Source organism: Pseudomonas sp. R1-7, from assembly GCF_051132105.1.
In the GTDB taxonomy this organism is placed as follows: Bacteria; Pseudomonadota; Gammaproteobacteria; order Pseudomonadales; family Pseudomonadaceae; genus Aquipseudomonas.
This window is the reverse complement of record NZ_CP071661.1, coordinates 2385313-2396644: the sequence shown is the minus strand read 5'-3', so window position 1 is coordinate 2396644 and position 11332 is coordinate 2385313. Positions and strand designations below refer to the sequence as shown.

12 protein-coding genes are annotated in these 11332 nt (G+C 60.0%); 2 read left to right on the top strand and 10 right to left on the bottom strand.

Going from position 1 to position 11332, the window contains the following annotated elements; all coding sequences use genetic code 11:
• Nucleotides 1-42: 42 nt before the first annotated feature.
• From J3P79_RS10880 to J3P79_RS10870, 3 genes are all read right to left on the bottom strand, one after another.
• Nucleotides 43-480, bottom strand: coding sequence for a DUF3995 domain-containing protein (locus J3P79_RS10880; protein WP_434610361.1), 438 nt, complete (start codon nucleotides 478-480; stop codon nucleotides 43-45).
• Between the two features lie 137 nt (nucleotides 481-617).
• The gene (locus tag J3P79_RS10875; RefSeq protein ID WP_039593021.1) at nucleotides 618-1628 is read right to left on the bottom strand and encodes an ABC transporter substrate-binding protein; all 1011 of its coding nucleotides are present in this window, start codon (nucleotides 1626-1628) and stop codon (nucleotides 618-620) included.
• 184 nt (nucleotides 1629-1812) lie between these two features.
• Nucleotides 1813-2262: a hypothetical protein gene (locus tag J3P79_RS10870; protein WP_434610359.1), complete on the bottom strand. Its 450-nt coding sequence runs from the start codon at nucleotides 2260-2262 to the stop codon at nucleotides 1813-1815.
• 767 nt (nucleotides 2263-3029) lie between these two features.
• Here J3P79_RS10870 and J3P79_RS10865 point away from each other — a divergent pair.
• Both J3P79_RS10865 and J3P79_RS10860 read left to right on the top strand, forming a co-directional pair.
• A complete protein-coding gene (locus J3P79_RS10865) occupies nucleotides 3030-3260 on the top strand; it encodes a hypothetical protein (protein ID WP_434610357.1) in 231 nt (76 codons plus the stop codon).
• Between the two features lie 90 nt (nucleotides 3261-3350).
• Entirely contained in the window at nucleotides 3351-3587 is a 237-nt protein-coding gene (locus J3P79_RS10860; protein WP_434610354.1) for a DUF2789 family protein, read from the top strand.
• Between the two features lie 88 nt (nucleotides 3588-3675).
• On the opposite strand, the gene J3P79_RS10855 is transcribed toward J3P79_RS10860, so the two are convergent.
• From J3P79_RS10855 to J3P79_RS10825, 7 genes are all read right to left on the bottom strand, one after another.
• Nucleotides 3676-5283: a methyl-accepting chemotaxis protein gene (locus J3P79_RS10855; protein ID WP_434610352.1), complete on the bottom strand. Its 1608-nt coding sequence runs from the start codon at nucleotides 5281-5283 to the stop codon at nucleotides 3676-3678.
• A 169-nt stretch (nucleotides 5284-5452) separates the two neighbouring features.
• Complete coding sequence (locus tag J3P79_RS10850; RefSeq protein ID WP_030141286.1) at nucleotides 5453-5857, bottom strand: TraR/DksA family transcriptional regulator; 405 nt, start codon at nucleotides 5855-5857, stop codon at nucleotides 5453-5455.
• A 325-nt stretch (nucleotides 5858-6182) separates the two neighbouring features.
• Entirely contained in the window at nucleotides 6183-7205 is a 1023-nt protein-coding gene (locus J3P79_RS10845) for an ABC transporter permease (protein WP_039593016.1), read from the bottom strand.
• Between the two features lie 34 nt (nucleotides 7206-7239).
• Complete coding sequence (locus tag J3P79_RS10840; RefSeq protein ID WP_434610350.1) at nucleotides 7240-8793, bottom strand: sugar ABC transporter ATP-binding protein; 1554 nt, start codon at nucleotides 8791-8793, stop codon at nucleotides 7240-7242.
• A gap of 73 nt (nucleotides 8794-8866) precedes the next feature.
• Nucleotides 8867-9793, bottom strand: a complete 927-nt coding sequence (locus J3P79_RS10835; protein WP_434610348.1) for a sugar ABC transporter substrate-binding protein — start codon at nucleotides 9791-9793, stop codon at nucleotides 8867-8869.
• 53 nt (nucleotides 9794-9846) lie between these two features.
• The gene (locus J3P79_RS10830; protein WP_434610346.1) at nucleotides 9847-9999 is read right to left on the bottom strand and encodes a hypothetical protein; all 153 of its coding nucleotides are present in this window, start codon (nucleotides 9997-9999) and stop codon (nucleotides 9847-9849) included.
• A 142-nt stretch (nucleotides 10000-10141) separates the two neighbouring features.
• Entirely contained in the window at nucleotides 10142-11194 is a 1053-nt protein-coding gene (locus tag J3P79_RS10825; RefSeq protein WP_434610344.1) for a Gfo/Idh/MocA family protein, read from the bottom strand.
• Between the last annotated feature and the right edge of the window lie 138 nt (nucleotides 11195-11332).

The following is an 11332-nucleotide window of genomic DNA, read 5'->3' as shown; positions in this document are numbered from 1 at the left end:
GGCATTATTGTGGCGGGGGAGCTTGCAGTTATCTGCACGCGCTCAAGCCCACGCCACCGTCAACAACCCCGCCCCCAGCACCACGCACAACGGCGAATAGACCCAAGTGTCGAGGCGGGCGAATGTCGAGCCCTTGACCTCCTTGAAGAAGCCCACCAGGTTCGACTCGCCGATAGCCCGGGCGAACATCAGCAAGGCAATCGCGCTGATCAGCCATTGCAAGGCGCGGTGGGTGACGGGCGGTGATATCAGGCCGACCCGCAGGCACACCAGCAGCGCAATCATCAACAGCGCGAGGGCGACCAGCAGCGTCAGCCATCCCGACGGGTTGAACGCCGGCCGCAGTGTGCCGCCCTGCTTCACCGGCACTTGCGGCACGACCGCCTGCGCCGCCCACCGCCCGCCCAGGGCCCAATACAAATGAATCATGCTGATGGTCGCAAACACCGCGACCAGCGACCGAGCCAATACAAGCGTCATTCGCCAGCCTCCTGAAAAAGGTTGAACAATCATCCTAGCTGGAATTTGGCATTTCGCTGGACGGGCACACATTGCCCGTTTCCGGCGAATGACGACTTGCCCAGGATCAATTGTTCAACGGACTGGCCTCCAACGCCCTACAGCCCCGCTGCCACCTTGTCGGCGACGTCCTTGGGCAACCAGGCCTGCCAGACCTCGGGATGGGCCTTGAGAAAGGCTTCGGCGGCTTCGCGGGACGGCGTTCGTTTCTCGCTCATGTCGGCCAGGGCCTTGTTCAGCGGATCGATCGGCAAATCGACCTTGCTGAAGAACTCGGCAATGTCCGGATGCTGTTTCTGGAACGGTGCGGACACACCAATCGACAGCTTCGACGCCAGGGACCGCGTTGGCTTGGGGTTGGGGTTGTCGGCATCGGTCAGGGTCTTCCAGGCCTCGGCATCAAAGGGCGGCTCCTGCAATTGCACCAGCTTGAAACGCCCGAGCAGCGGTGTCGGCGACCAGTAATAGAAAAGGATCGGCTTGCCACGACGAATCGAAGACGTGATCTCCGCATCGAGGGCGGCGCCTGAACCACTGCGAAAATTCACATAGCTATCGGAAAGACCGTAGGCCTTGAGCTTCTGCTTGTTGACCACTTCGGACGTCCAGCCGATGGGGCTGTTGAGGAAACGTCCCTTGCCGGGGCTTTCCGGATCCTTGAACACGTGCTTGTAGCGCGCCAAGTCCTCGACGCTGCGCAAGTCCGGCGCCAGGGGCTTGATGCCCTTGGCCGGGTCGCCCTTGATCACGTATTCCGGCACCCACCAACCTTCGGTCGCCCCTTTGACCGTGTCGCCCAGTGCAACCACCTTGCCTTCAGCCTCAGCCTTGACCCAAACCGGGCTGCGACCGGCCCATTCCTCACCGATCACCTGGATATCGTTGTTAGCCAAGGCGGTTTCCAGGGTGATGGTAGTACCCGGCAACGTGTCGGTGGGTAACCCGTAGCCCTTTTCGACGATGATCCGCAGGATGTCGGTAATCAGGCTGCCGCTTTCCCAGTTCAGGTCGGCAAAATGGATCGGCGTCGATGCCGCGGATGCCGGGAGTGGTGAAACCAACACAGCGAGGGTGGCCCAGGCAGCCAGCCACTGTCGAACTCGTTTCATGCTTGATACCTCATGCCGGACACAGCAATAACCGAACGGCGTTGCGAAGCGAACGCAAGCCTCTGATTAGTTCAGTCAGTTGACTGTAGCCAAGGTTCCAGCAGGCGCGTTTTAAAACTGTTACGAGTACGAAAGACCAGAGGCGATCGATCCGATTCACCATTATCGAATGACGACAGGCCTTTTACTCACTTGCCTTGAATGTCACTAGTTCACCCTTGCGCCATTTGGCCGCCTTGCCAGTGACCGCTTTCAATGTCTTGGTCAAACCTTCCTGCAACTGTTGGTTGGCGGCAAATACTGTCACCACGCTGTGCCCTTCCTTGAAGAGGATGGCTTGGCCATCGGCCGTCGTGACGAACGCGTAGTCGCCAATGCCATAGACCGTCAGCTTGATGTCACGAAACCTGATTTCGAATTTGCCACCCTCCCGGCTGGGCAATACTGCCGCCCGGAAATGGTCGCCAACCTTCAGTTCAAGTCGGGGTTTGTCATCGACCACCAGTGCCGACTCGGTATCGATCTCGGCAACATAGATGCCTTCGGCGGTCTGCTCGGTGATATAGACAAAACGTGACTGGAACAGCTTGACCAGCTTCGCCCGCAAGTCACCCAGTACAAATAACGCATGCATGTCGAGATTACTTACTGCCAAGGAAACATCCCCATCTTTTTAAACGGCCCACTCTCCGGGAATGGACCACGAGAACCTGCACGGCCGCATGGACCTGTCATTGAATTCGAAAGTGAACGGTGCGCCCTGACCCAGGGCGGGAGCAGACTAAAGGATCGCCACTCTCGCCGTCTTTCCCCGCAGTCGCCAGAGGTTGAAGGAAAACACCACTCTGAACATCGGAAAAGGAGGGACTACTAACTTTAGGGAAATTTCTCACCGAGAAAAGCACTTTTCCGACATCGAGGCCAAAAAAAATTGCTTTAGATAGGCGCAACCGTACGCACGGTACTGCCGATTCTAGAGCAGCCGTTGATGCGCAGACTACTTAAAACAGCCGGCAATTCGTCGGTAACCATAGAAAAGGAATTCACATGGCTACTTTTCCAACCTTGATCCGCCCCGTCACTGCATGCGTCGCCCAGACACAAGGCATCCCTCCTGCACACGAATACACGCCAACTGCAGCGATCCAGCCGAAATATAGGGTCGTTCTTGCCGGCAGGTGTTTTTTCCATATCGAAGAAACTACTACCGGACGCGTAAGAGGTTTCCGCACCGACCACAACGAAGCCTGCTATCTCGCCCGGACGCTTGAACAGAGCACTTCAATGCCAGGCGCCATGACTTAACTCAGCGGCCGCCGCCCAACTGCTGCCATACTGCCTGCCCAGAGCGCCCCCATGGAGGCGCTCGCACAATAATATGACTCGAAGGGAAGGCGCGACGTGACGGAACTAGACATCGGCGATTTTTTCATCCGCGGCGAAGCCAGAGAGGTCGAAGGCGAATTCCAGGCAGTCATTGTCATGCGCGCCAAAGCGCCCTCCACCACAGTCACTTATCACCAGGTGGAGAGGGATCGCTGGTTCAAGACCCCGGAAATCGCTGCCGAGGCCGCCAGGGCGTCGGCGCTGGCCCTGAAGATCGCGGTGGACGAAGGTGCGCTGAAAGCCTGAAACCGATCGAACTCCTGACGACTGCCTGCCTCATATACAGGGAAGCAACCGAGGCGCCATGACGGCGGTAGTCCAGAGGAGTCCTACAAAATGGAACAACCTTCCCACGAACTCAGCACCCTGTTTGACCAACTCGGCCTGCCTTCGGACGGCAAGGCCATCGATGATTTCATCATGGCGCACCCGCTGGATCCGAACACCAAGTTGGTCGATGCGCCTTTCTGGGCAGACCAGCAGAAAGATTTGCTTCGGGAATGGCTGCTTGCCGACGGTGAAGAGGCGGTGCTGGTTGACCAACTAAACGTGCGTCTGCACGACGGGAAATAACCCCTACATGAGCCAATGACAGTTGAGTTTTTGTGGCGAGGGGATTTATCCCCTCGCCACAGGTTAGTCACATAGCCAGTGATCAGGCTCAGCGCGGCTTCTCAGGCTTATAGCCCAACCGCAACCCACCCCAATGACGTCCCTTGAGCATGATCGGCACCGACAGGTCATGCATCAGCTCGCCCGTGTCCCGGGTATAGGTTTGCAGTAACACCGGCTGCTGATGACTGCCACAGCGTATCCCGGTGCGGTCGGAGAACTTGCGCTTGGTGCGGTTGTTCAGCGTGTCCACCTGGGGGTCGCCGGTCAACGGCTGGCAGAACGCATTGTTGTGAGTCGGCACGTAGCCCTGCTGGGTGCAGGCAATCGCGAAGACCAGCCCCTCATGCCGCGCCAGCAACGGTTCCTGGATCGCCGGTAGCACCTGATCCGTGTAGCGATCGAAACGGGTCTGGAACTTCGCCGGTTGGGTGTTGGCAATGGGTTGGTAACTGCGATCGAACAAGTCCTCCAGGCTGATACGCCCCTGATCGATATCCGCCTCGAACTGTGCGGCAATCCGGCTTGCCCCTTCCCGGGCCAAGTCATAGACCCGTTGGTGATAATCGTCCAGGCCCACCTCGGCCAAGCGCTCGCTGATGGTTTCGGCCTGGCCTTCCATCTGTACGGCGGCCTCGGCGAGGCGTTGGGTCTGCTGGTCGCTGATCGCCAGGTCGCCGCGCATTTGCTCGATCGCATGAAACAGACTGTCCAGTTGTTCACGGTTGGTGTCGGTGCCCTGGGCGATGGCGCTGACCTGGGTTTCCACGCCGGCGGCGAGCCGGGCGATATTTTCCAGATGCTGGCCAGTGTGCTCGACTTGCTGCACGCCGCTGTCCAGGTCTGCGGCCAGTTGGCGGATCTGCTCGACGACTTGCGCGGTGCGCTGCTGGATGTCCGCCACCATCACCCCCACCTCGCCGGTCGCCGCGGCGGTGCGCCCGGCCAGCCCACGCACCTCATCGGCCACCACCGCGAACCCACGGCCATGTTCCCCGGCCCGGGCCGCCTCGATGGCGGCGTTGAGGGCCAGCAGGTTGGTCTGGCTGGCGATCGATTGAATGACCAGGCTCACGCGCTGGATTTCATCGCTGCGCACGCTCAGCGCTTCGATCAGTTCACGACTTTCATTGGCGCGCTGGCTGAGCTGGTGCATGCGACTGATGGATTCCACCAACTCGCTGCGGCCGGCGACACTGCTGCGATGGGCTTCGCTGGCCGCGCCCAAGGCCTGTTGGCTGAGTTGTGAGGTGGCCTGCTCGGTGGCGATCATCGCTTCGGCGTTGCCGACGATCTGAGCCGCAGCCCCCAGTTGTGACTGGACCTTGCCGGCCAATTGCTTGACCGAATAAGCCACGCCCGCTGCGGACAGTGCGTTATGGCTGGTGGTGTAGGAAAGATCACGGGTGAGTTCGGCCAAGCTGTCGCTTGCCACCGGCGCGGGGGTGCTGGCCAGGCGCGAGCGCAGGCGCGGCAGCCAGACGATGAGCATTGCCAGCGGCAGCGCCAGGTACAACGACCAACCGCCCAAGGTCATGCCACACAGCAGCGAAACCAGCACCAAACTTTGCAACGTCGGCGCAAGCCAGCGCGCCGTAACGCGCGCTGCAGGCACCGAGGTCGACGCTGTCGCCGCCAGAGATCCGTCTGTCGCCATTTTCGTCACCCACATTTCTCATTGTTATGGCCGCATTAAACGCCACTACCGAGCCATTATCCATGGTCCATTAGTCGTGTTTTCGGCCACACATCGAGAAGCGTGATGATCAGAAAGCAAAAAGACCGCAGCTTCGGATGAAGGGCTGCGATCTTTTTGGAAACAGGAATCAGGCCTGGCGCTGGTGCTTGTCGATCTGCTCGTGACGTTCTTGAGCTTCGATGCAGTACTTGGTGGTCGGACTGATCAGCAGGCGCTTGAGGCCGATTGGCTCGCCGCTGTCGTCGCACCAGCCGAAGCTCTCGTCGTTGATGCGGTCCAGGGCCTGCTCCAGTTGCGGCAGCATGCGCTGGTCGCGATCGATGGCGTTGACCAGCCAGGTACGCTCTTCTTCTACGGAAGCAGCGTCCGCCGGGTCGGCCGGGCTGTCCAGGCTTTCAATGGCGATTCGGTTCTGTTCGATGCGCTCGTGGGTTTCGACTTTCATGTTCTGCAACAGCTTGGTGAAGTAAGCCAGTTGCTCGGCATTCATGTAGTCATCCGCCGGCATGGCCAGCAACTTTTCCTTTGTCATTGATTTCTCTATAAAAAAACGTGCATTAAGGCGAATTATGGAGCGTCCCGCATCAAGCAGCCACGCTCATCGGAAAGGCGCCGTCTATTCCAAGCGCCACCCGGCACTCAATTTACGAGGGGCGGCAGTCTAAGGCCGAGTCGGGGCGTCAGCAACCGAAAACATGGGGAAAATGCCCGACAACCGCTTCAAATGCTGTCTGACCGGCTTCTGCCGGCCGTCGGAGTGCGTTTATAACAAGAAATTTGCTGCAATGGCTGTATCAAGAAGACAAATGGCAACGCCACGCGGGTCAGGCGTGGCGATTTGTCACATCAAACGGTCGTTAACGCTTGAGCTTGCGTTTATTGCGGTACTGATCGATCACCACGGCGACGACTATGATCAACCCCTTGATGATGTCCTGGATATAGGCGTCGACACCGACAAAGGTGAATCCGCTGGCCATGACGCCGAGGATCAACGCACCGATTACCGTCCCGGTGATGCGCCCCACTCCGCCAGCCAGGCTGGTGCCGCCGATCACCGCCGCGGCAATCGCGTCCAGTTCATAAGACATGCCCATGCCCGCCTGCCCGGTCGCCGCCCGCGCCGAGGCCACCACACCGGCCAACCCCGCGAGCAACCCGGCGATGCTGTAGACAATCACCAAGTGGCGCTTGACGTTGATGCCCGATGTCCGTGCGGCCTGCATATTGCCGCCGATGGCGTAGGTGTATTTACCGTACTTGGTGTAGCGCAAGGCGACGTGGAAGATCACGGCCACCACCAGGAAGATGATCACCGGCATCGCGCCATGACCGATGGCGGTGTAAGAATCGGACAACATGCTCACCGGCTGCCCTTCGGTGTAGTAGCGCGCCAGGCCACGGGCCGAGACCATCATGCCAAGGGTGGCAATAAACGGTGGGATACCGGTAATGGCAATGATGCTGCCGTTGATCGCCCCGGCCAGCAGCCCCACGCCGAGCCCGGCCACCACTGGAATCCACACGGGCAGGTCGGTCAGGGAAGGAAACACCGCCCGGGCGAAATCCGAAGTCTGCGCCAGGCTCGCGGCGATCATCGCCGACAATGCCAGCACCGAACCTGACGACAAGTCGATGCCGGTGGTGATGATCACCTGGGTCACGCCGATGGCCAGCAGTCCGATGATCGACACTTGCAGGATCATCAACACCAGGCGCTGGGAGTTCATCAGGAAGCTCTGGTCGCGCATGATCCAGCCGAACAACTCGAATACCAGGCCGATGCCGATCAGCACCAGGAAAATGCTCAGTTCCGTCGGCAACCGTCGACGCGTCCTGGCCGGAGCGGCCGCGGGTTTGTTTTCCAGTATCGCATTCATAGCCTTTTACCTTTGTTATCTGGACTGACAGCCATCAGGACAGGCCCGACGCCAGTTGCATGACTCGTTCCTGGGTGGCTTCGCTGCGCTCGAGGGTGCCCATCAGGTCGCCTTCGTGCATCACCATGACGCGGTCGCTCATGCCCAGCACCTCGGGCAGCTCCGAGGAAATCATGATGACCGCCATGCCTTCGCTGGCGAGGTAGGCAATGAGTCGGTAGATCTCGGCCTTGGCGCCGACATCGATGCCGCGGGTCGGCTCGTCGAGGATCAGGATGCGCGGGTTGGTCATCAACCAGCGGGCAAGCAAGGCCTTCTGCTGGTTACCGCCGGACAACGTATCGATGCATTGCTCAAGAGACGGCGTCTTGACCCGCAGCTTCTTGCACATGTCCTCGCACAACGCACGCAGGGCTTTTTGCTGGATGAAACCGTTGCCGACGTAATGGGGCAGCACGGCCATTTCCATATTTTCCAGCACCGACAGGCACGGGAACAGGCCGCTGAGCTTGCGATCCTCGGTCAACAGCGCGAAACCCTTTTCGATGGCCATGTGCGGATCGCTGATGTGCACCGGCTGGTCGTCCAGCAGGATCTCGCCACCAGTGGCAGGGGTTACGCCGAAAATCGCCTCGGCCACGTTGGTCCGGCCCGAGCCCATCAACCCGGCGATGCCGAGAATCTCCCCGGCATGCAGGTCGAACGACACCCCTTTGAAAATACCCTCCAGGCTCAGGTCGCGAACCGACAGGACCCGATCACCGATGGGCTTGTCCCGCTCGGGAAACAACTGGCTCAACTCGCGGCCGACCATCATCGAAATCAGGCTGTCGCCATCCATGCTGTCGGCCCGTTGCAGGCCGATGTAGGCGCCGTCACGAAACACCGCCACTTCGTCGGCGATGGCGAACACTTCGTTCATTTTATGGGTGATGTAGATGATGCCCTTACCCTGGGCCTTGAGGTCGGCGATGATCGAGAACAGGTGCGCGACTTCGGTCTCGGTGATGGCCGACGTCGGTTCGTCCATGATCAGGATGTCTGAGTCATACGAGACGGCCTTGGCGATCTCCACCATCTGCCGCTCGGCAATGCTCAGGTTGCCCACCTGCTCCTCCGGGTCGAGCTTGATGCGCAAGCGCTCCAGCAACCGGGCGGTGCAGCGGTGCATTTCACCGTGGTCGATCATGTGCAGGCCGTTGAGTTGTTCGCGGCCGATCCAGATGTTCTCGGCGATGCTCATGTGCGGCATCAGGTTCAGTTCCTGGTGGATCATCGCGATCCCGGCCTGCAAGGCCGCCAGGGGTGTGTCAAAGGTCACCGGCTTGCCGCGCAGGCGCAGCTCGCCGGCGTCGGGCTGGTAGATGCCGGCGATGATCTTCATCAGCGTGGACTTGCCTGCGCCGTTTTCGCCCATCAGGGCCAGCACCGAGCCGGGGCGAACCCGCAATTGCACGTCGGACAGGGCCACCACGCCAGGAAAGCCTTTACTGACGTTGACGACTTCCAACAGGTACGGTTCGTCAGGTAATGCGTCCGGCCGGAAAGTCGGTGCCGAAGCGCTCGAAGCAGTCGCTGATGCGAACATGGTCAGGTACTCCCTGGGCAAGGTCGGCGCGGCGACCTGGCCTGTTTATTGTTGTGATGAAACAGGTGAAGCGTCACTTGAACTGATCGACGTTCTCCGGCGTGATCAAACGATAGGGCACCCAGACGGTTTGCTCGACCGGCTGCTTCTTGACCATCTTCACTGCCGTATCGATCGAGCCATCGGCCTGGCCCTTGGCGTCCTGGAACACCGAGACCGCCATATCGCCTTTCTTGATTGCGTTCAAGCCGTCCGGCGTGCCGTCGACCCCGGCAATCAAGACGCTGCCTTTCTTGGTGCCCGCTTGCTTGAGTGCCATGGCGGCGCCGATGGCCATCTCGTCGTTATTGGATATCACCGCGTTGAAGTCACGGCCCTGGGTCAGCCAGTCGTTGACCAGGGTCATGCCCTTGTCCCGGGACCAGGTGCCGGTCTGTTCCTGCTCGATCTTGATGTCCGGGTACTTGGCGAGGATCTCCTTGACGCCCTTGGTGCGGTTGGTGGTGGAGTTGTTCGCCAGATCGCCCAGCAGGATCACGATGTCGCCCTTGCCGCCCATCTTGTCGGCCAGGTATTGCATCTGCATGCGCCCGGCTTCCAGGTCATCCGAGGCCACGGTGACCACCCCTTGCGGCAATTTCGAATCATCCGGACGGCGGTTGACGTACACCAGCGGGATGCCGGCGGCCACGGCGGCCTTGGTGATGCGCTGGGTCGCGGCGGTGTCCACCGGGTTGACGATAAGCGCGTCGACCTTCTGGCTGATGAAGCTTTCCACCTGGCTCAGTTGCTTGACCACATCGCTGCGCGCATCTTCGAACTGCAGCGTGACGCCGTCCGGCAGGGACTTGGCTTTCTTGTCCATGGATTCGCGCAGGTAGGTCAGCCAGGTGTCATCGAACTGAGACATGCTGACGCCGATCTTCAGGTCCGCCAGGGCAGCGCCGCTGGCAAACATCAATGACAGGGCCAACGAGGCAATACGGGTCTTGGTGTTCATGAACGTTCTTTCTCCACTTTTTTGTTGGTTTTATGGATAAGGCGTGACGGACTTCAGGAACGCGGTAAACGCACGATGGGTGCGCCGGGCACGCAGCACACCACGGCGCCTTTGCGCTGGATGCACAGGGATTCGAACAAGGGAAGGATTGCGGACAGGCGCAAGGACAGTGGCAGGTGAAACGCAGAGCGGCTGAAGGTTTTCATCGACGGTACCTGGCTGTGTTTCTTGTTTTTGTTTCGTCCTTCGTCCATTCAGGGCGGGCCTGGATAAACGCGGACAGGGTTGTCGGTAACCTGGAATCGACTTTATTGGAAAATATTTTCCATATCAACTAATTTTAGAATTTTATTCGTTTTTTATTCCATGTCCTACAGGTGCTGGTAAACACACCACTTCACCCTGCTCCGCGCTCTGCCTGGCAGCGTCCAGGATACGTGTCGTGGCCAAGGCATCGCGGGCCGCTACCGGCAGAGGACCGTCGCCCTGCAAGGCAGTCTGGAGGCGCTGGTAGAACGTCAGCCAACAACCCCGCTCCGAGGCCACGCGCTCGCGCTCGACACCGTGCTCGAACCATCCCCAGCGCCGGTGTTCTTCGACGCCCCAGCGCTCGTCTTCGGTGGCCGGACTCAGTCCCGCCAATGCCAGGGCCTCCTGCCCATCGAGGCCTTCGACGGTATAGCAGCCTTCGCTGCCGCTGACCCGAAAACGCGGGCGCGGAGCGTTTTGCAGGCAATTGCCACTCAAATGGGAGACCACGCCGTTTGCGTGGGCCAGCGACATGAAAAAACCGTTGTCGTAGGCCTGGCCCGGCTGCCGATAATCCAGCTCGGCATAAACCCGCATCACCGGCCCGAACAACTGCAGCGCCTGGTCCACCAGATGGCTACCCAGATCCCGCAGGAATCCCCCGCCACTGCCCTTTCCCACAGAGGTCGGCGAGTAACGCTCAACGCTGGATTCAAAGCGCATGACCTGTCCCAATGCACCGGATGAGAGCAATTTGCGCACCGTCAGGAAATCCGAATCCCAGCGCCGGTTCTGGTAGACGCTCAACGGCACGTTGCGTCGTTCGGCGGCCAGCACCATCGCTTCGGCCTGCGCGGCATCGAGGGCGAAAGGCTTGTCGCTGACCACCGCCACGCCGTGCTCGATGGCTTCCATCACCACGGCCGGACGCGCCGCCAACGGCGTGGACACCACCACCGCATCGACGCCGGCCGCCACCAGTTGTTCGAGAGAGTCGAAGGCTTGGACGTGCGGATAATCACCCGCCAGTTGCTGGCGCCGCTCGGCGGAGCGGGTCACCACCCCGACGAAAGTAGCCCCCGACAGACTGCTGATCAGCGGCGCATGAAAAAACCGCCCGCCCTTGCCGTAGCCGACTAGTCCGATTCGCATGAAGGCTCCTTATTAGTATTGAATGCACACCATCCCTTGTGGGAGCGAGCTTGCTCGCGATAGCGGTGTGTCAGTCAACGCAATGCAAGCTGCATCCGACGCCATCGCGAGCAAGCTCGCTCCCACCATTGACTGCAT

Bases quoted from the DNA above. Each gene is read 5' to 3' on its own strand.
- J3P79_RS10880 (WP_434610361.1), bottom strand. From the start codon at position 480: ATGACGCTTGTATTGGCTCGGTCGCTGGTCGCGGTGTTTGCGACCATC.
- J3P79_RS10875 (WP_039593021.1), bottom strand. From the start codon at position 1,628: ATGAAACGAGTTCGACAGTGGCTGGCTGCCTGGGCCACCCTCGCTGTG.
- J3P79_RS10870 (WP_434610359.1), bottom strand. From the start codon at position 2,262: ATGCATGCGTTATTTGTACTGGGTGACTTGCGGGCGAAGCTGGTCAAG.
- J3P79_RS10860 (WP_434610354.1), top strand. From the start codon at position 3,351: ATGGAACAACCTTCCCACGAACTCAGCACCCTGTTTGACCAACTCGGC.
- J3P79_RS10855 (WP_434610352.1), bottom strand. From the start codon at position 5,283: ATGGCGACAGACGGATCTCTGGCGGCGACAGCGTCGACCTCGGTGCCT.
- J3P79_RS10850 (WP_030141286.1), bottom strand. From the start codon at position 5,857: ATGACAAAGGAAAAGTTGCTGGCCATGCCGGCGGATGACTACATGAAT.
- J3P79_RS10845 (WP_039593016.1), bottom strand. From the start codon at position 7,205: ATGAATGCGATACTGGAAAACAAACCCGCGGCCGCTCCGGCCAGGACG.
- J3P79_RS10840 (WP_434610350.1), bottom strand. From the start codon at position 8,793: ATGTTCGCATCAGCGACTGCTTCGAGCGCTTCGGCACCGACTTTCCGG.
- J3P79_RS10835 (WP_434610348.1), bottom strand. From the start codon at position 9,793: ATGAACACCAAGACCCGTATTGCCTCGTTGGCCCTGTCATTGATGTTT.
- J3P79_RS10830 (WP_434610346.1), bottom strand. From the start codon at position 9,999: ATGAAAACCTTCAGCCGCTCTGCGTTTCACCTGCCACTGTCCTTGCGC.
- J3P79_RS10825 (WP_434610344.1), bottom strand. From the start codon at position 11,194: ATGCGAATCGGACTAGTCGGCTACGGCAAGGGCGGGCGGTTTTTTCAT.